Origin of the sequence: Synechococcus sp. CS-1333, assembly GCF_025128015.1 — a bacterium.
Lineage (GTDB): Bacteria > Cyanobacteriota > Cyanobacteriia > PCC-6307 > Cyanobiaceae > MW101C3.
Map to the genome: position 1 here is coordinate 59038 of NZ_JAHLYO010000011.1, position 19923 is coordinate 78960.

The 19923-nt window shown below is 68.8% G+C and carries 20 protein-coding genes; 10 read left to right on the forward strand and 10 right to left on the reverse strand.

The genetic code is table 11. From position 1 onward, the window contains the following. Nucleotides 1-15: 15 nt before the first annotated feature. Entirely contained in the window at nucleotides 16-1131 is a 1116-nt protein-coding gene (locus tag KQ303_RS03400) for an o-succinylbenzoate synthase (RefSeq protein WP_259729144.1), read from the reverse strand. Continuing rightward, nucleotides 1113-2072, reverse strand: coding sequence for a 2-carboxy-1,4-naphthoquinone phytyltransferase (menA, locus tag KQ303_RS03405; RefSeq protein ID WP_259729145.1), 960 nt, complete (start codon nucleotides 2070-2072; stop codon nucleotides 1113-1115). Before menA ends, KQ303_RS03400 begins: the two co-directional genes overlap by 19 nt. Nucleotides 2073-2149: 77 nt before the next feature. Between menA and KQ303_RS03410 the strand changes: the two genes are divergently transcribed. Both KQ303_RS03410 and KQ303_RS03415 read left to right on the forward strand, forming a co-directional pair. Further along, nucleotides 2150-3574: an isochorismate synthase MenF gene (locus KQ303_RS03410; RefSeq protein ID WP_259729146.1), complete on the forward strand. Its 1425-nt coding sequence runs from the start codon at nucleotides 2150-2152 to the stop codon at nucleotides 3572-3574. A gap of 41 nt (nucleotides 3575-3615) precedes the next feature. Next, nucleotides 3616-5334 (forward strand): cyclic nucleotide-binding and patatin-like phospholipase domain-containing protein, encoded by a 1719-nt coding sequence (locus KQ303_RS03415; protein ID WP_259729147.1) that lies wholly within the window; start codon nucleotides 3616-3618, stop codon nucleotides 5332-5334. Nucleotides 5335-5475: 141 nt separating this feature from the next. Here KQ303_RS03415 and KQ303_RS03420 read toward each other — a convergent pair whose 3' ends face one another. The 3 genes from KQ303_RS03420 to grxC form a co-directional block, all read right to left on the reverse strand. Next, complete coding sequence (locus KQ303_RS03420; RefSeq protein WP_255100100.1) at nucleotides 5476-6492, reverse strand: fatty acid desaturase; 1017 nt, start codon at nucleotides 6490-6492, stop codon at nucleotides 5476-5478. A gap of 97 nt (nucleotides 6493-6589) precedes the next feature. Then, on the reverse strand, nucleotides 6590-7606 hold the full coding sequence (gene gshB, locus KQ303_RS03425; RefSeq protein ID WP_259729148.1) for a glutathione synthase: 1017 nt from the start codon (nucleotides 7604-7606) through the stop codon (nucleotides 6590-6592). Nucleotides 7607-7609: 3 nt separating this feature from the next. Beyond that, complete coding sequence (gene grxC, locus KQ303_RS03430) at nucleotides 7610-7900, reverse strand: glutaredoxin 3 (RefSeq protein WP_094511805.1); 291 nt, start codon at nucleotides 7898-7900, stop codon at nucleotides 7610-7612. A 119-nt stretch (nucleotides 7901-8019) separates the two neighbouring features. On the opposite strand from grxC, the gene prfB reads away from it, so the two are divergent. The 6 genes from prfB (at nucleotide 8020) to KQ303_RS03460 (ending at nucleotide 12024) form a co-directional block, all read left to right on the forward strand. Then, a protein-coding gene (gene prfB, locus KQ303_RS03435) for a peptide chain release factor 2 (protein ID WP_144036962.1) occupies nucleotides 8020-9145 on the forward strand; the annotation gives its coding sequence in 2 pieces (ribosomal slippage) (nucleotides 8020-8094 and nucleotides 8096-9145; 1125 coding nt in all). A gap of 32 nt (nucleotides 9146-9177) precedes the next feature. Beyond that, nucleotides 9178-9381 (forward strand): DUF3285 domain-containing protein, encoded by a 204-nt coding sequence (locus tag KQ303_RS03440; RefSeq protein WP_259729200.1) that lies wholly within the window; start codon nucleotides 9178-9180, stop codon nucleotides 9379-9381. After that, the gene (gene ybeY, locus KQ303_RS03445; protein ID WP_259729149.1) at nucleotides 9378-9992 is read left to right on the forward strand and encodes an rRNA maturation RNase YbeY; all 615 of its coding nucleotides are present in this window, start codon (nucleotides 9378-9380) and stop codon (nucleotides 9990-9992) included. Before KQ303_RS03440 ends, ybeY begins: the two co-directional genes overlap by 4 nt. A gap of 99 nt (nucleotides 9993-10091) precedes the next feature. Continuing rightward, nucleotides 10092-10514, forward strand: a complete 423-nt coding sequence (locus KQ303_RS03450) for a diacylglycerol kinase family protein (protein WP_259729201.1) — start codon at nucleotides 10092-10094, stop codon at nucleotides 10512-10514. A gap of 62 nt (nucleotides 10515-10576) precedes the next feature. Next, entirely contained in the window at nucleotides 10577-11191 is a 615-nt protein-coding gene (locus KQ303_RS03455; RefSeq protein ID WP_259729150.1) for an aminodeoxychorismate/anthranilate synthase component II, read from the forward strand. Between the two features lie 65 nt (nucleotides 11192-11256). Continuing rightward, nucleotides 11257-12024: an MBL fold metallo-hydrolase gene (locus tag KQ303_RS03460; RefSeq protein WP_399232776.1), complete on the forward strand. Its 768-nt coding sequence runs from the start codon at nucleotides 11257-11259 to the stop codon at nucleotides 12022-12024. Between the two features lie 35 nt (nucleotides 12025-12059). Here the strand turns inward: KQ303_RS03460 and KQ303_RS03465 are convergent, their stop codons facing one another. Further along, entirely contained in the window at nucleotides 12060-12899 is an 840-nt protein-coding gene (locus tag KQ303_RS03465; RefSeq protein WP_259729151.1) for a hypothetical protein, read from the reverse strand. Between the two features lie 129 nt (nucleotides 12900-13028). Between KQ303_RS03465 and KQ303_RS03470 the strand changes: the two genes are divergently transcribed. Continuing rightward, nucleotides 13029-13709, forward strand: a complete 681-nt coding sequence (locus KQ303_RS03470; RefSeq protein WP_259729152.1) for a tetratricopeptide repeat protein — start codon at nucleotides 13029-13031, stop codon at nucleotides 13707-13709. Between the two features lie 12 nt (nucleotides 13710-13721). Here the strand turns inward: KQ303_RS03470 and KQ303_RS03475 are convergent, their stop codons facing one another. Then, complete coding sequence (locus KQ303_RS03475) at nucleotides 13722-15611, reverse strand: glycosyltransferase (RefSeq protein WP_259729153.1); 1890 nt, start codon at nucleotides 15609-15611, stop codon at nucleotides 13722-13724. A 34-nt stretch (nucleotides 15612-15645) separates the two neighbouring features. Here KQ303_RS03475 and KQ303_RS03480 point away from each other — a divergent pair, with 34 nt between their 5' ends. After that, the gene (locus KQ303_RS03480; protein WP_259729154.1) at nucleotides 15646-16812 is read left to right on the forward strand and encodes a glycosyltransferase; all 1167 of its coding nucleotides are present in this window, start codon (nucleotides 15646-15648) and stop codon (nucleotides 16810-16812) included. Here the strand turns inward: KQ303_RS03480 and KQ303_RS03485 are convergent. Genes KQ303_RS03485 through KQ303_RS03495 form a run of 3 tightly spaced genes read right to left on the reverse strand, consistent with a single transcriptional unit; the run spans nucleotide 16806 to nucleotide 19908 of the window. Continuing rightward, entirely contained in the window at nucleotides 16806-17465 is a 660-nt protein-coding gene (locus KQ303_RS03485; protein ID WP_259729155.1) for a hypothetical protein, read from the reverse strand. The genes KQ303_RS03480 and KQ303_RS03485 overlap by 7 nt on opposite strands. Next, the gene (locus KQ303_RS03490; RefSeq protein ID WP_259729156.1) at nucleotides 17462-18688 is read right to left on the reverse strand and encodes a glycosyltransferase; all 1227 of its coding nucleotides are present in this window, start codon (nucleotides 18686-18688) and stop codon (nucleotides 17462-17464) included. The genes KQ303_RS03485 and KQ303_RS03490 overlap by 4 nt, the downstream gene beginning before the upstream one ends. 2 nt (nucleotides 18689-18690) lie before the next feature. Further along, nucleotides 18691-19908, reverse strand: coding sequence for an HlyD family secretion protein (locus tag KQ303_RS03495; protein WP_259729157.1), 1218 nt, complete (start codon nucleotides 19906-19908; stop codon nucleotides 18691-18693). Between the last annotated feature and the right edge of the window lie 15 nt (nucleotides 19909-19923).

Sequence of the window (19923 nt, forward strand, 5' to 3'; positions counted from 1 at the left end):
CTGCCCGATCAGGCGTCACAAGCTATGGCCTCCCTCGGCCCGCTGGCCGGCGCCAGCCGCCTGCCACACGGTTTCCGGATCGGCGGCGCACAACGCTGAGGCCTGCGCCCAGCCGGGCGCCAGGCCGGGAGCGGCGGGGGTGGCGCTCCGGCTCTGCAGCGCCGCCAGATGCCCCATCAACCGCTGCGCGATGCCCGTTTCAAAGGCCGTGCTCAGCACCACTGCACTGGCGCCGCCGTCGCCCTGCTGCAACGCCGCCAGCAGCTGCCGGGGATCCCCTTCCACGGCAGGGCGCCGCACCTGCCAGCCCGGCCAGTGGCGGCGCAGGGCGGGATCGAGCTGCAGCGACTCATCCAGCGCTACCGGCACCCGCCGTGCCAGCTCCATGAGGCCGGGAAGGTCAGGGGGAGCCAGGGGCTGCTCCAGCCACTCCAGGCGCGGATCCTCCGCCAGCCGGTCGGCCCACTGCCAGGCCGTGGCGCGGTCCCAGCCGCCGTTGGCATCCAGGCGCAGGCGGCTGCCGGCAGGCAGGCGCGCCAGCAGCTGCTCCAGCAGCTCACGCTCGACCTCATCTCCAGCGGCGGCCACCTTCCACTTGCAGGTGAACGGCGGCGCAGCTGGCCGCTCGAGCGGCACAGGCGGCCGATCGAGCGCCGCGTCCAGCGCCGCCACCGCCGCTTCCCCTGCCGGCAGGAGCACGGCGGAAGGGGGCGCCGCCAGCCAGCCGCCGGCGGCCGCGCCCAGCAGCCCATCGGCTTCCGCCAGGGCCAGGCCGAGTGCGAAAGCCAGCTCGGGCGGCAGGGAAGACAGGGACGCCTCCAGCTCCTGCCGGGGCAGAGCGCTGCCGAGGGCCTTGATCGCCGCGGCCAGCGAGCGCTGGCGCTCCTGGGCGGTGACTGGGGTGAAACACAGCGGCGCCGCTTCTCCCCAGCCAAGGCCCGCCAGGGCGGCCAGGCCGGAGCTGGTGCTGCCATGGCTGGAGGCGTCGATGCTGGAGTTGCCCGGGCCTTCGGCCTGGAGCCGCAGCAACCAGCCGTGCTTTTCGGCCATGGCGCCCTGGGCCGTGACGAGCGGACGCGCCAACGGCAGCCGGAAGGGCCGCCAGGTCAGCGTCACCAGCGGCTCAGCCATGGCCCCACCGCCAGTCCACAGGCCAGGCCGAGTCCGTTCAGGGCTTGAAACTGAAGCGCCAGGAACTTGCTGCTGGTGATCCGCTCAGGGGCGGCGTGGTGCTCCCGCAGCAGCTGGATCAAGGCGCGGGCCGGCGGCAGGCCCACCACCCCGAGCAGGGCCGTGAGCGGCCAGCGACCCAGCAGCACCGGCGCCCACTGCAGCGCCAGGGTGAGGGCCACGAACCAGGGCACCAGCGCCGCCGCCGGTGCCGTGCCGAGCCGCACCACCGGTGAGTGCTTGCCATTGGCGGCGTCTTCCGCCACCTGGTGGAAATGGGAGCAGAACAGCACCAGGGTGGTGGCGATGGCAGGCCCGCCGCCAAGCAGCAAGGCGGTGCGCCAAGGGATCGCTGTGGCCGTCGCGGCGGGGGCGAGTGCCAGCAGGGCGGCGGCTGTGGCCAGCGGCCCGAAGGCCAGCCAGCACAGCGGTTCCCCCAGCCCCCTGTAACCCAGGCGCAGCGGTGGCCCCTGGTAGGCGTAGCCGAGGCCGCAGCAGGCCAGCACCAGCGCCAGCACCGCCGGACTGCTGCGGGCCGCCACCACGGCGATCAAGACCAGACCCAGCCCCAGGCAGCCATTGGCCAGCACAGCCACCTGGTCGCGGCGGCCGGTCAGGTTCACCACTGAATGGGGCTTGCCGAGCCGGTCCACGCCGGTATCGGCATCAAAGACATCGTTGGCCAGATTCTCCCAGCCGAGCAGGAGCACAGCCGCCACAAGGAACCCCAGCAGCTGGTCCCAGCGCGGAACCTGTCCCTGGCCGGCCAGCCAGCCAGCGGCCAGCAGCACGGGCATCACCGCCACCGAATACATCGGCCACTTGATGGCTGCCTTCCACAACCGGCGACGGGCGGGATCCGCGCAGGCGTAACGGCTTGCGACGACCTTGGGGTCGGACATGGGCAGCGGAGACGTCGGACCGAAGAGGACCCATACATTTGAGCAGCTTCCGCCCGCCGCTCCCGGCCCTCCCCCTGGTGCAGGTCGCCCCTTCCTTCACCGATCTGCTGGCAGCCGCCGCCCTTGGGGCACGGCAGCTCGAGGAGGAGGGCGTGCTCAGCCTGGCCCTGCCGATTCCCGCTCGGGACCCGCTGGCGCTACTCCCCCACCTGGGAGATGGCCATCGTTTCCGCTTCCTCTGGGATGGCGCCCCCGGGCTCTGCCTGGCGGCAACGGGCCACACAAACAGCCTTGTTCTGAGCGGTCCACGCCGCTTCGAGATGGCCCAGCGGTTCAGCGCCGTGAGCCTGAGCCGGCTGGTGACGGTGCCCCAGTTCTGCCCCGCCGCGGCGCGGCCCCGGGTGCTGCTGGCCTTCTCCTTCTTCGACAGCCCGCTGCAGGAAGGCAATGGTGTAGCCGGTGTGGAGGCGGTCCTGCCCCGCTGGCAACTCAGCCGCCAGGGCCGCCATTGCTGGCTGAGGTTGCAGCGCAATCTGGGCGGGGATGTCACCACCCGAGCGATGGCCGAAGAGCTCTGGGAGCAGGCCCGCCGTCTGGAACAGCTGCCGACGGATCACGAGGCGGAGCTCCCCCTGGGCAGGGGCCCGGGCATCGCCAGCCGTTCTCCCTGGGAAGCGGGCTACCGCGAAGCGGTGACGCGTGCCCTGGAACTGGTGGAGAGCGGTGCGCTGCGCAAGCTGGTGGTGGCGGTGCGGCAGCAGTTGCAGCTCGACCGCCCGCTGGATCCACTCCAGTTGCTGGCCCATCTGCGACGCCATCAGCCCGGCAGCTGTCGCTTCCTGTGGCAGCAACGGGAAGGTGCAGCCCTGATCGGCGCCTCGCCGGAGCGGCTGCTGACCGTGCGCCAGGGCCAGCTGCGCAGCGACGCCCTAGCCGGCACTGCCCCCTGCGGGCCGCTGGCCGACCAGCTCAGCCGATCCGTCAAAGACCGGCACGAGCACGAGCTGGTGGTGGAGGCGATCACTGAGGTGCTGGCTGGCGCCGGACTGTCGCCGCGGCGACCGCGCCATCCGCGGCTGGCTCGACACGGCCAGCTGGTGCATCTGCACACGCCCATCACCGCAGCCCTCGGGGACCAGCAGTTGCTGTCCCTAGCGGCGGCACTGCACCCCACACCGGCGGTGGCGGGGCTCCCCCGGCGGGAAGCGATGGCCTGGCTGCGCAGCCTGGAACCGTTCGAACGAGGCCACTACGCCGCCCCGATCGGCTGGATCGACAGCGCTGGTGACGCCGAGCTGCGGGTGGCCATCCGCAGCGGGCGCCTGCACGGTGACCAGCTGGAACTCACGGCGGGTGCGGGCCTGGTGCGGGGTTCGGAACCGGAGCGGGAGCTGCAGGAAGTGGCCCTGAAACTGGGTGTCCTGCAACAACAACTCAATCTGCCGCTGGATCCAGCGATCCCGCACATACGCAGGCCCGCCAGTAGCAGCCTGCAGGGGTAGAGGGATAATCACACGCAGTTCAACAGTGCCGCACAGACGGGATGACGACGAGGGAGCGGCTGCAGAAGGTCTTCAAACACTCCCGGATGTTCAGAAGCATTCCATCCAGCTGCATCGAGGCTCTGAACCCGCAGACAGGCACGATCAAAGAAGGCGATCTTCTCTTCCGAGAAGGGGAGTCAGCCGACTTCGCCTATGTGATTGAAGCAGGAATTCTCGGCCTGTTCAGCGGCGGACTGGAGCACACAACCTGCTGCTTCCGCAAAGTGGTGCAGGGGGATCTGGTGGGTGAATACGGGTTGTTCTGTGATCAGCCACGATCCGCTTCTGCGATCGCGCTGACCGATCTGAAGTACTTCCAGTTCGGCAAGGAAGATCTCCAGCAGATGCTGCATCAATCGGCTGATTTTCAGACTCAGCTGTTGGCATCGCTGGCCGAAGCCGCCTCCATCGGCAGGGATCCAAGGCAATCTCCTCTCAATACAATTCTGATACACAATGTCCACCCGGAGTCCTTGCTCACACGCGAGGTCCTGGTGGAGCTGGCCAGCCATCTACGTAGCCAGGCGGGCAAAACCATCGCCTTAGAAAGTCCTGTCATCACACGTCATTGCAGCAGCGAGGCTGATCTTCACCACCAGCTGACGGAAGCCACCAAAGCGCGTGATCTTCAGGTGTTGATCACGGACGATCCGCTGGCAGTGAGCTGGAGGAATCAGAAGTTGATCGACCGGCTGGTGATTCTCAGTGATGGCACCGTTGACCATGCCGATCTACCCAGCCGTATGGATTCGGAGGCGATTCTGGTGCGGCTCTGGCCCATGGAGCAGGATTGCCCCAGCACGCAGGGCTGGTTCAGCAACAAGAGTTTTGCCTTCGTGCTCAACATCAAAGCGGCCAAGCAAAGCCATATGGAACGGCTGGCCCGCACGGTGCTGCGTCTCCAGAACATTCTGGTACTGGGCGGTGGTGGTGCCAGGGGATTTGCTCATGTTGGAGCGATCGCGGCCCTACAGGAACTTCCGGTGGACGACATCGACATGGTCATGGGCGTGAGCATTGGAGCGCTCGTTTCCTCCTTGGCAGCCTTTGAGCTGACCGCGCAGCAAATCCTCGGACACCTCGAGCGAGTGATCATCGACGCCAAGCCCTACACCATCACCATTCCCCGCGACTCCCTGTTTTCGTTGTCCAATTCCCAGCGTGAGCTCGCCGCCTTCTTCGGTTGCTCGATGATTCAAGACAGCTGGTTGGTGCTGCAGTGTTTCTCCACCAATCTCTCCACCAATCAACTTCAAGCCTGGACGGCTGGCGACATTCCCACGGCTGTGATCGCCAGCATGTCAGTGCCGGGAATCTTTCCACCCGTTGAAGATGCCACTGGCGAACTGCATGTGGATGGCGGAATCCTGAATAATCTTCCCATCGCTCCGGCCCGGCACCTGACCGATGGCAGGATCATCGCCATCTCGCTGGATGTAGAGCCAGATTCCGCCAATCAATATGGTGTGAACCGGCAGCGGCGCAGACCATCCCTCGGCAAAACCATCATCAACGCCATGATGTGTGCCTCCCACGCTGCTTCCCAGTCACAGGAACAGCTTGCCGATGTGGTTCTGAGGCCTGAGATCGGGCACTACCCCTTCATGGAATGGAAGAGTTACAGCCAGATCTTTGAAGCTGGCTACAACCATGCGCGCAGCCAACTCCCCAGTTCACTCGCTTCGGGAAACACCCCCCAAACGCCGAGCAGCCTCTGAGCGAGTCGGTCGAGCGCTGCGCGCTTAGCCATCAGCCACACACCAAGTCAGCTTGGCCATTGGATCGGCATCCAGCGGATCGGGATTCCACTGGTGCTGGTCTTCCTGCCCCGCTTGCTGCCAGGGTTGTGAAGCACGGCATCACATCAGCAAGGCCAGTCCCTCGATGTAGTTGTCCACCTTGGGCAGCGGTGGCTTGCCATGGCTGAGCAGTGTCTTCTCTGCGATGGCCGTGGCCTCGGGTAGGCGGTCGTAGGGGATCGACGGGTAGGCGTGATGCAGAGAGTGATGCGGCAGGCCTCCCATCAGCACGTTCACCAGCGGACCGGCGGCAATGTTGCGCGAGGTGTACAGCTGAGTGAGCTCATAGGTGGTGTTGGCGTGCCAGAGCCTGTGGTGCTCGATCATGCCGCGCACCTGCATCAGTCCGCCCACGAGGCGCTCCACCACCACCAGCATCAGGATCAGCTTGATCACCTCGCCCTGGCTGATTGCCCAGGCGAACATGCAGGTTTGTACCACCAGGATGCCGATCAGGTCGTTGACCATGCCGGCGACAAGGCGTGAATGGCTGTCACGCAGTTTCCAGCCGAACCAGAACATCGACACAATCAATTGCAGGCCGCCGAACACGAGCACGCTGATCCAGAAGGGGTGCTGAAAGTGGAGACGCCGAAGCGCACCGGCCCTGGCCTCCTCCTCCTCGGACGGTTCCCGCCGCTCCGGGTCGCGCAGGTCCATCCCATTCATGCGGTGATGGAGCTGATGCAGATTGCGGTAGGTGCGATAGGGCCAGCCGATCGGCCAGCTCAGCGCGCAGCCCACGGCCTGTTCAATGTCACCGAGGTCAAGCAGGGTGGAGTGGCTGATGTCGTGGGTGCTGATCATCACGAAGGCGTAGAGCAGCGTGCTCGCCACCAGCCAGGGCAGGGCCAGAAGCAACCTGGGTTCCTGCCAGTACATCCACAGACAGGCGAGCGAAGGCACCAGCAGGGCGAACAGACGCAGCCAGCCGAGGCCTTGATTCACCTTGAACAAGGGCTGAACCAGGTCCTCGATGCCTTCGGTCATCAGGCGGTCAGCGCGACGCTGCTCCTTACTGAATCCGGTGTCCTGATTGGAATCGCTACCCGGGACCAGGCTGGCGTCGGACGTCATGGTTCCGGTCGCGAAGATGGACCCAGAGACTAAACCCGATCCACGAATCAGCAGCAACGGCTCCTCTGGTGGACTGGCCCTGGCGGATGGCCAGGCCTCAGGCCTTCAGAAGCCGCTCCATGGTGAGATCGGCCACGGGCACACCGCCCAGCCGTTCGATCTCGCGGATGCCTGTGGGGCTGGTCACGTTGATCTCGCTCAGGCGGCCGTCGATCACATCGATGCCCACGAAGAACAGGCCTTCCGCCTGTAGCACCGGCGCCAGTTCGGAGCAGATGGCGGTTTCGGCGGCGTTGAGGGCCGTGGGTTCAGGGGCGCCGCCCACCGCCAGATTGCTGCGGAACTCGCCGGGCAGGGGCCGGCGGTTGATCGCCCCCAGCGGCTCACCGTTCACCAGCAGGATGCGTTTGTCGCCGGCAGTGACGGCCGGCAGGAAGGCCTGCACCATCACCGGCAGCGTCTGCTGGTGGGTGACCAGCTCCAGCAGGGCACGCAGGCCCGGTGCGGCGGCGGCGGTGCGCACCACGCCCTGGCCGGCGCGGCCCCCCAGCGGCTTGAGCACCACCTCGTGGTGCAGAGCGGCGAAGGCGGCCAGCTGCTCGGCATCGGCACTCACCAGCGAGGGCGCCATCAGGTGGCTGAAGCGCAGCGCGCCGAGCTTCTCGTTCCAGGCCAGCAGGGCTGCGGGCCGGTTGAGCACGCGCACGCCCTGGTGCTCGGCCCGCTCCAGCAGCAGGGTGGCGTAGAGGAAGGCTTCATCGACGGGGGGATCCTTGCGCATCCACACCACCGGGAAGTCGCAGAGCGGCAACCAGAGCGGTTCCCCGGCGCTGAACCAGGGATCGGGCACCTGCCAGCCGTCACCGTCGGGGTGCATGGGGGCGAAGGTGACGGGGCGGGCGCGCACCAGCGGCGTGCAACCGGGGCCAGCGGCGCCGGCCCGCTCACCTTCCACGGCCAGCTCGGCGATGGTGCAGACCCACACCTCCTGGCCGGCCCGCTGGGCCGCCTGCATCAGGGCGACGCTGGAATCCTTGGCCGGCCGCAGCCGCTCGATGGGGTCGACGACGAAGAGCTGGGAAGCGGGCGCCGGGGTGCGTGCTGTGGCCCCCACCCCTCAGGCTCCCTGCAGCAGGGGATCGAGGCGACCGGTGCGTTCGAGGGCATGGAGCTCGTCGCAGCCGCCGATGCCCCGATCGGCGATGAAGATCTGGGGCAGGCTGGTGCGGCCATCGGCGCGGTCAGCCATGGCGGCGCGGGCCGCGTCATCGCCATCGATGCCGTATTCGGTGTAGGCGACCCCTTTGCGATCGAGCAGCGCCTTGGCGCGCATGCAGAACGGGCAGAACCGCCAGGTGTAGATCTCCACGCTGGGACTGGCGGAGGAGGGAGCGGGGGATGCCGCCATCAGGCTGGACCGGTGCTTTGGCTGGATCTTAGGAGCGGCCCCGGTCGGGGAGCGCCGACGCGGGCGTGGCAAGCAGGCGCGGCTGATACGGTCGAATCCACCACGCCCCAGGCCCGCCGGTGCTCGATCTCACCGATTTCAAGCGCGATCTCTCCGAACTCACCGACCGCCTGGGCCATGCCCAGGACTGTCTTTGACGTACCGGCCCTGAACGCGCGCCAGCAGGATCTCGAGCAGCTGGCCTCCCAGCCCGGCTTCTGGGACGACCAGCAGCAGGCCCAGAAACAGATGCGCCAGCTCGATGAGGTGAAGGCTCAGCTGGAGCAACTGCAGCAGTGGCAGGCGGCGATCGATGACGCCCGCGCCACGCTGGAGCTCTACGACCTGGAACCCGACGAGGAACTGCTGGGCGAGGCCAACGGCGGCCTGCAGAGCCTCAAGGGCGCCCTCGACCGCTGGGAACTGGAGCGGCTGCTGAGCGGCCCCTACGACAAGGAAGGCGCCGTGATCTCGATCAACGCCGGCGCCGGCGGCACCGACGCCCAGGACTGGGCGCTGATGCTGATGCGCATGTACACCCGCTGGGCCGAAGACCACGGCATGAAGGTGTCGGTGGACGAACTCTCGGAAGGGGAGGAGGCGGGCATCAAGAGCTGCACGATCGAGATCGACGGCCGCTACGCCTACGGCTACCTGCGCAACGAGAAAGGAACCCACCGGCTGGTGCGGATCTCGCCCTTCAACGCCAACGACAAGCGCCAGACCAGCTTCGCGGGGGTGGAGGTGATGCCGAAGCTGGACGAAGACGTGAAGCTCGACATCCCCGACAAGGATCTGGAGGTGACCACCTCCCGCTCGGGCGGCGCCGGCGGCCAGAACGTGAACAAGGTGGAAACAGCGGTGCGGATCCTGCACATCCCCACCGGCCTGGCGGTGCGCTGCACCCAGGAGCGCTCCCAGCTCCAGAACAAGGAGAAGGCGATGGCGCTGCTGATGGCCAAGCTGCTGGTGATCGCCCAGGAGCAGCGGGCGTCGGAGATCGCCGACATCCGCGGCGACATCGTGGAGGCGGCCTGGGGCAACCAGATCCGCAACTACGTGTTCCACCCGTACCAGATGGTGAAGGATCTGCGCACCGCTGTGGAAACCACCGATGTGCAGGGGGTGATGGATGGCGATCTCGATCCCTTCATCCAGGCGCTGCTGCGCCAGGGTGTGGAGATCGCCGCCGATGAGGCCGCCTGAGCCCCGTTGATCCCCTGATGGCCAATCCCCAGATGCCTGAGAGCAACCCCCCGGACGCCCCCGGCGCGACCACGGCAGCTCCCGCAGTGCCGCCGCCGAGCTTCGTGAAGCTGGCGATGCGCAACATGGTGCGCAAGGGGCGTCAGAGCCTGCTGCACTTCGGGCTCACCGCCGTGGGGCTCAGCTCCCTGCTGCTGCTGCTGGCCTGGTTCGGCCGCCCCACCCTGCCGCAATGACGCTGCCAGCCGCCCACGGCAACCTGCCGCTCCCGCCCGACCTCGACCTCGCTTTCTCCAGCGACGACGACCTGCCGGACGATCTGCTCGCCGCCGCCGGAGATCTGGCCGATCCGCTGGCGGGGGCCGATCTCTGGCACGGGGCTCTGAGCGTGTGGCTGGCGCAGCTGCAGGGCGAACTGCCGCCCGAGCTGGCAGCGTCCTCCTACAGCCTCGGGCTCACCCTGGTGAACGATGCGGCGATGGCGGAGCTGAACGCCGACTGGCGCCAGAAGGAGGGCCCCACCGACGTGCTGGCCTTCGCGGCCCAGGAGGAGGCGCCACCGCTGCCGACCGGCGGCGACGACGACGAGGACAGCGAGCCGCTCGAGCTCGGCGACATCGTGATCTCCGTGGAGACGGCCGCGCGGCAGGCCGAGGCGGCGGGCCAGAGCCTGGCGCGGGAGCTCACCTGGCTGGCCAGCCACGGCCTGCTGCACCTGCTGGGCTGGGACCACCCCGACGACGCCCGCCTGGAGGCCATGCTCGCCCGTCAGGACCAGCTGCTGGAGGGCATCGCTGCGGCGGCGCCAGCAGGAAGCGGCGACGCCGGCCCGGTGTGCGAGCCGTGACCGGCTGGGGGAGCGTGCCAGTGAAACCAGCGGTATGGTTCGACGCAGGCCCGAGTTGCGGCGCCCATGACCACGCTGCTGCCACGCTCCACCGAACCGATGGCGAGTGAAGCTCCTCGCCGGGGGCGCGGCCGCCGGGGCGGTGCCTGGAGGGTGGCCGGCGATCTGCCGCTGAGCCTGCGCTACGCGATGCAGGGGCTGGGCTACAGCTTCGTCAGCCAGCGCAACTTCCGCATCCATGTGATCACCGGCGCGGTGGTGTTCGGCCTGGGGCTATGGCTGCAGCTGAGCCTGGATCGCCTGGCAGTGCTGGTGCTCACGGTGGCGGCGGTGCTGGTGCTGGAACTGCTGAATACGGCGATCGAATCGGTGGTGGATCTGGCGATCGGGCGCCGCTTCCACCCGCTGGCCAAGATCGCCAAAGATTGCGCAGCCGCCGCCGTGCTGGTGGCCGCCCTGGCTGCCGTGCTGATCGCGGCGCTGCTGCTGGTGCCAGCCCTGCTCCTGCGGCTGGGGCTTTGAGCCGCCCAAACCGCCGCTCCCTGGCGCGGGTGGGTTGAATGGCGGCTGGTCCGGCAGCCGGGATGCTTCTCGTTCTCGACAACTACGACAGCTTCACCTTCAACCTTGTGCAGTACCTGGGTGAGCTGGCGGCGCAGCACCCGCTGGCGGCCGAGCTGCGGGTGGAGCGCAACGACGCGCTCACGCTGGAGCAGATCCGCCAGCTGGAGCCGGCCGCGATCCTGATCTCGCCGGGCCCCGGTGATCCGGATCAGGCGGGCGTGTGCCTGGAGGTGCTGGCGGCGCTGGGGCCGACGGTGCCGATCCTGGGGGTGTGCCTGGGGCACCAGTGCCTGGCCCAGGTGTACGGCGGCAAGGTGGTGCGCGCCCATGAGCTGATGCACGGCAAAACCTCACCGGTGCTGCATGCAGAGGTGGGGGTGTTCGAGGGGTTGCCCAACCCGCTCACGGCCACCCGTTATCACAGCCTGATCGCCGAGCGCGAGAGCCTGCCCGACTGCCTGGAGATCACCGCGTGGCTGGAGGACGGCACGATCATGGGGCTGCGGCACCGGCAGTACCGCCACGTGCAGGGGGTGCAGTTTCACCCGGAGAGCGTGCTCACCCAGAGCGGCCATCAGCTGCTGGCCAACTTCCTGCGGCAGGCCGCCAGCACGACGAGCGGAACCAGCCGGTAGGGCTCGCCCCGGCAGCGCTGCTAGGTTCCGCCAAGATCCGGCGCCATCGGGGCGCGAAGCAGCCCATGGCGTCCGACTCCCCGGCACCGGCCCCGTCCCGGCGCCGCCTGCTTGCCCAGCTGCTGGTGGGGGGCTTGGCCCTGGCGATGCCCCTGGCCCTGGCGATGCCGCCGGCCGGCCATGCTGCCGGTGGAGTGAGCATCACCAGCTACGGGCACAGCGCCCTGCTGATCCGCGGCGGTGGCGCCACGGTGCTGCTGAATCCGTTCAAGGCGGTGGGCTGCGCCGCCGGGCTGCCGGAACCGAGGGTGAGCGCCGACGTGATCCTGGCCAGCAGCCGCCTGCTGGATGAAGGGGCGCCGGTGGCCACCGGTCGCTTCCTGGCCAGCCCGGGCTCCTACCGGGTGGCGGGGCTGCGCATCGAAGGCTTCGCCGCCCCCCACGACCGCCTCGGCGGCCGCCGCTTCGGCATGGCCACGCTGTGGCGCTGGAAGCAGGGAGGACTGGAGATCGCCCACCTCGGCGGCACGGCCGCACCGCTGAAACCGGAAGACCGCGTGCTGCTCGGCAAGCCCGATGTGCTGATCATCGGTGTGGGCGGCGGCGCCAAGGTGTACACGGGCGCCGAAGCCGCTGAAGTGGTGCGCGAACTGCAACCACGCCGCGTGATCCCGGTGCAATACGTGAGCGGCACCACCCCAGCCAGTTGCGACCAGGGCAGCGTGAAGCCCTTCCTTGATGCCATGCCCGGCACCCCCGTGCAGCGCCCGGGCCGCACGGTGACCCTGGGGGCGCCCCTGAGCGACGCCACGCAGATTCTGGTGTTGCGCTGAAGACGGGCGTCCTGCTGACCAGCGAGCCTTAGGCCTCAGCCATGGAGCCCATGACCACCGGGTGCTGCGGAGTTGCTGACTCCGATCAGGCGCCGAGCCCGCTCCAGCAGCTGCGGAAGTTGTTCCGCCAGAGTTGCAGTCCGCTCATGGTTGGCCAGGAAGTGGTCGAGTTCACGCTCCATCTGCAGCAGATAGCCCTGCAGCACCCCCACATGCTCCTTTTCCAGGTCAAGGGAGCGTTCAAGCTGTTCACAACGCTCCTCCAGCTGGCGGTGTCCTGCGCTCGCCTTCAACCCCTGGCCTTCCAGCGCTGACAGGATCCGGGCCAATGGCATTGGTCGGCGCCAGTCGACACCCTCGGCATGGCCGCTGGCATCGGCCCATTGCTGGGCGTCAAGCCAAGCCTTCAGAAGGCTCGGTCGGGCCTCCAGCAGTGCACGCGTGGCCAATTCCATGGCGCCGCTCGATACCCCGCTCGCCAGGATTCCGCGGCGTTGCCCAGTGGCCAGTTCTGGCAGTTCTGCGGCCAACAGCGCTGCCCCATCGCCACAGATGTTGATCAACTGGATCCGTTCCCGCCAGCGCCGCTTCAGTGCCGCCGATCTGGAGAGATCTGTCTGCCATTGATCAAGTGCGGCCTCCAGCTCCTGGGGATCGTCAGTGCGCATCACCACGTCCGCCAGTCCGTCCGCCAGTTCCCCGTAGCAGATCCAGATGCGTGTGGACTCCCCCACTGCCGCAGGTTCCTGACAGGCAAGCTCCTGCAGCGAAGGAGCCCCAGCGGCCTGGCTGTACATCAGTCCGCTGCCGGGCAGGCCATACAGCCAGAGGGCGCCATGGCCGTCGTAGGAGATGGTCTGGGGCGATAAACCCATGGAGTGGTGGCTATCGCCGATCCCGTGGCTCCATCCTGCCGCCCTTGCCTCACGGCTGCCCGGCCAGCCCTTCGGCGGTGGGCTGCTGGCCAAGGCCAGACAATGGGAGCACACCACCAGGGGCTCGCCTTGCGGAGGGAAACACTGCTGGAGAGTCTGCGCCGGTTTCCCGGTGATGCCGGGATGATTCAGCGGCTGGGGCAGGAGCTTGAGGCCAGCGGCGATTGGCCATTGATGGTTGAGGCGCTTCAGCCCCAGCTCCAGCACGTGAAGGCCGGCACACCGCTGGAAGCGCAGATCACTTACCTGCTGGCGAAGGCCTCCCTGGAACTTGGCGACGAGCGGCGCTCCTTGGCGCTGATTGGTCGCTCCCTGCTCGGACGCCCGGATTTCGCCTTCAGCCACCACATCAAGGGTCGGGCGCTCGCCCGGCTGCAGCGCTGCGCCGAAGCGATTGCCGCGCAGCAGCGCTGTGTGGAGCTGGCTCCCACGTTTTGCTGGGGTTGGTTTGAGCTCGGTTGCCAGCTGCGGCACCAAGGCGATCTTGAGCAGGCCATGGGCAGCCTTCGCCGCGCCCTGGCTCTGCAGCCTGCTGAGAATCAGCACCACCACCGCCTCATTGAACGGGCGCTGGGAGAGGTGGAAGCTGAGCTCGCCCAGCGGGAACGCCAGGAAGCGGCCTTGTCGCTCTGGCCGGATCGTGCGCTGGTGCCACAGGGACAACGGCTCCCGTCACTGGACGAAATCGAGCTGCAACTGGAGCAGTTCCGCCTGTTTCTCCATCGCCACGAAGCCCGGCGAAGCCGCTGAACCGGCAACACGTCAGTCCCAGCCGGGGATCTGCAGTTCGCGGGGGCGGCCATCGTGGTGCAGTGCACTGCTCGCGCCCGGCCAGCACAGGCCTGGGCCGGCCATGGCTGCGGGCCAGCGTTGCCGCAGACCGGTGAGGCCGGCATGGCGGGCCGCGCGGTCGTCACCACGGCTGTGGCGGCTGCTCCCCTCTGCATGAACAAGCACCGCCTCCGGGGTGAGCACATGCCGCAGGCCGAAGGCTCCAAGCCGCAAGCAGAAGTCCACGTCGTTGCCTTCCACCGGCAAGGCTGGATCGAATCCACCCGCCTCAAGAAACAGCGGCCGCCTCACCATCAGGCAAGCGCCGGTGAGGGCGGGCCAGGTGGTGAGAAAGGAACTGCGGGAGCGGTGCACGTGATGGTCTGGCGGCAGATCGCGGTAGGGGTGGGCACAGCCATCCCTGCCCAGCCCCGGCAGCACCCCGGCGTGCTGCAGGCGCCCTGCAGGCGTGAGCAACAGGGCGCCTGCGCAGCCCACCACCGGGCGCAGCGCCTGGGCCGCCAGGCTTTCGAGCCAGCCGGCGTGGTGCCCACGGCGCTGCAGAGGGCGCACATCGTTGTTGAGAAACAGCAGCAGATCTCCACGGGCGGTGCGGGCTGCCCCGTTGTTGAGCAGGCTCCAGTTGAACGGGCCATCGCCATCCAGCCAACCGGCCCGCAGACCTGGCCGCTCCTGCCATCGGCGCTGCAGCTCGGCGCTGGCCTGCTGGCGTGAACCGTTGTCGACCACCCACACCTCAAGGCGCAGCCGGGGCGTCTGCGCCCGGTCAACCCCATCGAGGCAAGCCGCCAGCAGATCGGGGCGATCGCGGCTGGGCACGATCACGCTCACCAGCGGTGGCGAGCTAGGCAGGGCCCAGGTGAAACGGAAACCGGCCACCCCGCCAGGCTGCGCTGATCCCGGCGGCTCCACCGTGTGGGGCGTGACGGCCGTGACCGCCTCACCCAGCTCACGCAGGTGGCGGTGCAGCAGGTCGGAGCGAGCGATCGCCGGCATGGCGAAGGGCTGGCCGCCTGCGGCAGCACGGCGGTGCACCAGGATCCGCGGCAGGGCAACCAGGCGCGGCTGGCAGGCGAGGGCCTGCAACTGCCAGGCGAACAGGGCGTCGGGTGCGGCAGGCGGTGGTGGCAGGTCGGCCTGCTGCAGCCAGTCGAGCCGCCACACGCTCAGCCCATCCAGCCAGGGGGTGCTCCAGAAGCTCTCCGGCTGCCAACCCGGCTTGAACCAGGGCCCAAAACGCTCGCCGGTTGGGCTGATCAGGTCTTCGTCGGCGTAGAGGCCATCGGGGAGCTGTTCACCAGCTTCCAGCCGGCGCTTCAGTTCGGCCGCCATCCAGCCCAGAGCCCCCGCCCGCAGCTGGGCGCCGGCACCGACGCAGACCTGCCAACCGGGCAGCGGATCAGCCGGCTCGACAGGGGGCAAGGGCAGCTCCAGGTGCCGGCGCCAGTAGCGGTAAGCGGCGGGGCCCAGCCCATCGGCGAGGGTCTCGCCGTCGAGAGCGGCGAGGCCCTCCAGCCGTTGCCGGCGGCGAGCGATCCAGGGCTGGTGTGGCAGGGCTGCCGCGGCTGCGGCCATGGCCCCGGCGGCAGCCGGCCAGTCGTTCTGCTCTTCCAGCAGTTCCGCCAGAGCGAAAGCGTTCCAGCCGAGGTCTGGATCGCAACGGGCACTCTCACGCTGCAGGCGGATCGCCTCCGGGCGCCGCCCCTGGCGCGCTCGCAGGCGGCCCAGCAGATGCAGGGCTGCGCCATGGCGCGGATCCAGCGCCAGGCATTCCCACAATGCAGCTTCCGCCTCAGCCCAGTGCTCCCGCTCGAGGGCCTGCTCGCCGAGGGAATACCAGTGCTGCGGTGTGGAAGCCAAGGGGAGGCCACACTGGATGGGTTGCCACAGCTCAGTGTCGCCCCTGGTTGTGAATCTGTGGGGCCATCTCGGCGGTGGGTTCGGCCTGGGCGAGGGTGCGCTGTGCACGGCGCGAGCCCTGCGTGCCGCCGGGCTCACGGTGCAGCTGCGCCACCTGCCCCTGGCGACCCATGCCGATGGAGCTGAGGGCGCCGCCGCGGGGCCAGCCGCCGCCGCGATCGATCTGGTGCACACCAACCCCAATGTGCTGCGGCAGACCGATGGCCTGGCGGAGCGGTTGCAGCTGGAGGCACCGCTGCGGATCGGCTTCTGGGCCTGGGAGCTGGAGGCCTTCCCCGACGGCTGGGAGGTGGGCTTCTCAGGCCTCGATCAGCTCTGGTGCCCTTCGCCCTTCTGCGCTACCTCCCTTGGTCAGCGCAGCCCGGTGCCGGTCACGGCGTTGCCGCATCTGATCGATTGGCAACGCGCCGACCGGCTGGCGCAGTTGCGCGCCGGCCGCAGTGGCGGTGGGGAGCCCTTCACCGTGCTCTATGCCTTCGATTTCTGGAGCACCCGCGGCCGCAAGAATCCCGACGGCGTGATCGAGACCTTCCTCGCCGCCTTCCCGGCAGGCGGTGCGCTGGAGGCGCGGCTAGTGCTCAAGCTCGCCAGTGCCAGCCAGTTTCCGGAGGCCACCGCCCAACTGGTCGAGCGCTGCGCCGGCGATTCCCGCCTGCAGCTGATCACCAACCACCTGTCTGCGGGCGCCTTTGATGCCCTCTACGCGCAAGCCGACGTGGTGCTCAGCCTGCATCGGGCCGAGGGGTTCGGACTGCTGTTGGCCGAAGCCATGGCCGCTGGCATCCCGACGGTGGCCAGTGGCTATGGCGGCAATCTCTGCTTCATGCCCCCGGGAAGTGCGGTGCTGGTGCCTTGCCGCCGGGTGGCGATCCAACGCAGTGAGGGCGACTACCGGGCCGGTTGGTGCTGGGGCGAACCGGATCTGGAGGTGGCGGCGGCGGCCCTGCGGCGGCTGGCCGAGCATCCGGACCAAGCGGCCCAGCTGGGCGCGGCGGGGCGGCGGGCGGTGCGGCAGGCCCTCGATCCAGCGGCCCTCGCCGCAGTGGTGGCCGAACGGATCGGCTGCCTGCTGCGCTGGGGGGGCCGGGCCGAACTGGTGAAGGCCCTGCCGCCCGATCACCCGCTGCGCCGGCTTCAGTGACCCTCGGGCTGCGGCAAGGGCGACTGCAACCGTTCGAGCCGCTGCCGCAGGGGAGCTGACCAGGGGGTATCGATGGCCTGCAGAAGCTGCTTGGCACTGTCGAGATCCAGGCAGCTGAGGCGCCGCATGCAGACCAGGGCCCGCACCGTCTGATCGGCGGCGCCATTGGCGCAGAGCCACTCCGCCAGTTCGGGGGCCAAGCCGGAGCTGGCGGCGGCGCAGGCGCCCTCCTGCCAGCCGGGTTGCTGCTGGCTCGCCAATTGCTGAAGACGCTGCAGCGCCCGCGCCGGATCGAGGGGCACCAGCACCTCCAGCAGGTTGCGCACGGTGAGGGGGCTGTCGCTGCCCCAGGTGAGAGCCTGCTCGTAGGCCGCGGCCGCGGCCGTCAGGCGCTGCCTGCCGCGATGGGCGTCGCCGAGCTTGTGGGGCGTCCAGAAGCTGCGGCTGCCGGCGGCCAGGGCCCGCTCCAGGGCAGCTTCGCAGGCATCGAAGCGCCCTTGCATCAGCATCACGTAGCCGAGCAGGTCGAGCAGATCAGGGGCCTCGGGGGTGAGCAGCAGCAGCCGCTGCAGGGCACCTTCGGCCACGGGCCAGTCGGCCTCGGCCAGGGCGCGCCGCAGCAGCTCCGTCCATGACGCCGACGGGGTGCTCATGGTGAGGGGAGCTCCTGGCCACGGGCCACCGCATCGAGCAGCTCGATCTGGGCGCTGACGCAACGGCGGTGATCGAAGTGGGCGGCCACATGACGGCGGGCACCGAGCCGCAGCGCAGCGGCAGCAGCGGGCTGCTCCAGCAGGGGCACGAGCAGGTCGAGCAGGGCCTGCGGATCGTCGGCGGGCAGCAGCCGGCCGTTCACCCCCTCCAGCACCAGCCCCTCCACGCCGGCATCCTGGCTGGCCAGAACGGGAGCGCCGCAAGCCATCGCCTCCAGCAGGCTCCAGCTGGGCACGTAGGGGCGGCTGAGGTAAACGTGCAAGCGGCTGATCTGGAACAGGCACCTGAGCTGGGAACGGGGCAGCAGGCCGGGTGTGTGCAGGCGGCTGCGGTCGATGCTGTCGCCGAGGCGAGCCAGCAGATGGGCCAACCAGCTCTCGCTGCCGGGGGGTGCGGCGCCGTAGCAACCGCGGTCGCAGGCACCGGCCAGCACCACCTGCAGGCGGGGCAGGCGGCGTTGCAGGGCCGGCAGCACGGCCAGCAAACGATCGAGGCCCCGCAGTGGTTCGAGACTGCGGGCCGCAAAGCTGAGCACCATCGCTTCGGGGCCGAGGTTGACGCCGCCGGGGAGCTGGAGGCGGGCGAGCGGATCGGGGGCACAGGCCTGCAGGTCCACGCCTTCGTGGATCACCCGGAGGCGGGGGTGAAGCCAGGCCGGGTAGCTGTCGCGCTGGAAGCGGCTGGCCGTGAGCCCCACTGCCATGCGGCGGATGGCCAGAGCGTCAGCCCACTGCTGCAGCTGCCGCCTGCCTGGCGAGGCCGCCCCGCCCCACACCTGGGGGGAGCTGAGGTCGAGTTCGAGCAGAGCCACCAGGGGGGCGGCGGGGAAGAGGTCGTCGAGCAGGAGCGCATCGCCCCAGAAACAATGCGCGAGCACCACATCGGGCCGCCATCCCGACGCGGCCAAGGGCGTGAGGCAGGCCACCACCCGGCGTGCCTGGTGCCAGGGAGCCAACAGGCGCCGCTCGGGATCGCCATGGCGCAGATCGTTGTGCACGTTGCCGCCCGTGGCGAGCCAGCGCAGACGGCCAGCCAGGGCCGGATAGCTGCCCGTTCGGCGGCCCACCACCACCACGTCGTCGCCGCGGTTGACAAGGGCGGGCGCCAGATGCTGGAACTGACCAGGAAAATTCTGGTGCAGCAGCAGCACGCGCAGCGCCAACGTCAGCGGATGGTGCGCAGGGCCCGTGCACCGCCGGTAAATCTGGAAAACAAGAGTTCGAGGATGCTGACTTTGTCGAGTTTGAGGTGGGCGGTGAGTGCCATGCCGGCCTGAAGCGAGTAGCGCTGGCCATCGGCTTCGAGGTATTGGCGGCTGAGCTGCAGCTTTGCTGGAAAGCGTGGGGTTTGCACGGGGCTGTTTTCGGCGGGCGGCAGTGCATCGGTGCCGATGGAGACGACCTCGGCGGGCAACCAGCCGTAGCGGTCACGCGGGTAGGCGGAAAACTCGACTTCGGCTCTCTGGCCGGGGCGCACAAAGGCAAGGTCAGCATCGGGCAGGTCGACCTCGGCCCGGAGGTTGTCGCTGGGCACCAGCTTGAGCAGGGGTTCGGTGCCACGGGCCACCAACCCGGGCTTGGCCTGGAGATCGAGCACCGTGCCATCGAGAGGCGCCTTGAGCACCGTCTGCCGCAGACGGTTGCGGGTGGCCACCAGACTGGAGCGGTTGGAAGCCAGCTCCCCTGCCAGCAAGGCTTCCTTCTGTGCCGATTCGGCCTGGAGCTTGGTGATCTCGGCGCGGGTGGAGCGGATGCTGGATTCCAGTTCCACCCGCTTCTTTTCGGTGTCGAGCACGTTGAGCTGGCCGTATCCGCCCTCCTGGGCCAGGGGCCGCAGGCGGGCGAGCTGCTCGTTGGTGATGGTGAGCTGCTCCTGGGCGCCGGCCAAGCGGGCATTGGCCTCGCCGATCGCGGCCTCCAGCCGCTGCAGCTCGGCGATGGCGTTGGCCTGAAGGGATCCCTGCCTGTCGACCAGCGAGGCCGATTCAGCCGTGAGGGTTTCAGGATCGAGCACCACCAGGGGCTGGCCCGCCCGCACCAGCTGGTTTTCCTTCACCAGCACCTTGCTCACCACCCCCTGCTCCGTGGAGGCCACATCCTGGGTGGAGCGCAGCGTTTTGAGGCGGCCTGGCACGGTGACAACCCGGTCGACCTTGATGAACACCGCACTGGCCAGCAGAGCCAGCACCAAAACGGAGAGGGCCGAGCCGATCGCCACGGGCATCCAGGAGGCCGGCCGGCTTTCGAGGCGGATGTCTTCGCTGGAAAAGCCGGTGTCTTCGATGGAGCCCAGCATCCGGTTGTCCGACCGGACGGGGGTGGTGGGCCGCAGCCTGCCAAGCAAGGAGCGGGATGGCGCGGCGGGGGGCTTGGTGGGCTGCATGACGGGGGCGCGGGT

Bases quoted from the DNA above. Each gene is read 5' to 3' on its own strand.
- KQ303_RS03400 (WP_259729144.1), bottom strand. From the start codon at position 1,131: ATGGCTGAGCCGCTGGTGACGCTGACCTGGCGGCCCTTCCGGCTGCCG.
- menA (WP_259729145.1), bottom strand. From the start codon at position 2,072: ATGTCCGACCCCAAGGTCGTCGCAAGCCGTTACGCCTGCGCGGATCCC.
- KQ303_RS03415 (WP_259729147.1), top strand. From the start codon at position 3,616: ATGACGACGAGGGAGCGGCTGCAGAAGGTCTTCAAACACTCCCGGATG.
- KQ303_RS03420 (WP_255100100.1), bottom strand. From the start codon at position 6,492: ATGACGTCCGACGCCAGCCTGGTCCCGGGTAGCGATTCCAATCAGGAC.
- grxC (WP_094511805.1), bottom strand. From the start codon at position 7,900: ATGGCGGCATCCCCCGCTCCCTCCTCCGCCAGTCCCAGCGTGGAGATC.
- KQ303_RS03440 (WP_259729200.1), top strand. From the start codon at position 9,178: ATGCCTGAGAGCAACCCCCCGGACGCCCCCGGCGCGACCACGGCAGCT.
- ybeY (WP_259729149.1), top strand. From the start codon at position 9,378: ATGACGCTGCCAGCCGCCCACGGCAACCTGCCGCTCCCGCCCGACCTC.
- KQ303_RS03450 (WP_259729201.1), top strand. From the start codon at position 10,092: ATGGCGAGTGAAGCTCCTCGCCGGGGGCGCGGCCGCCGGGGCGGTGCC.
- KQ303_RS03455 (WP_259729150.1), top strand. From the start codon at position 10,577: ATGCTTCTCGTTCTCGACAACTACGACAGCTTCACCTTCAACCTTGTG.
- KQ303_RS03460 (WP_399232776.1), top strand. From the start codon at position 11,257: ATGGCGTCCGACTCCCCGGCACCGGCCCCGTCCCGGCGCCGCCTGCTT.
- KQ303_RS03465 (WP_259729151.1), bottom strand. From the start codon at position 12,899: ATGGGTTTATCGCCCCAGACCATCTCCTACGACGGCCATGGCGCCCTC.
- KQ303_RS03485 (WP_259729155.1), bottom strand. From the start codon at position 17,465: ATGAGCACCCCGTCGGCGTCATGGACGGAGCTGCTGCGGCGCGCCCTG.
- KQ303_RS03495 (WP_259729157.1), bottom strand. From the start codon at position 19,908: ATGCAGCCCACCAAGCCCCCCGCCGCGCCATCCCGCTCCTTGCTTGGC.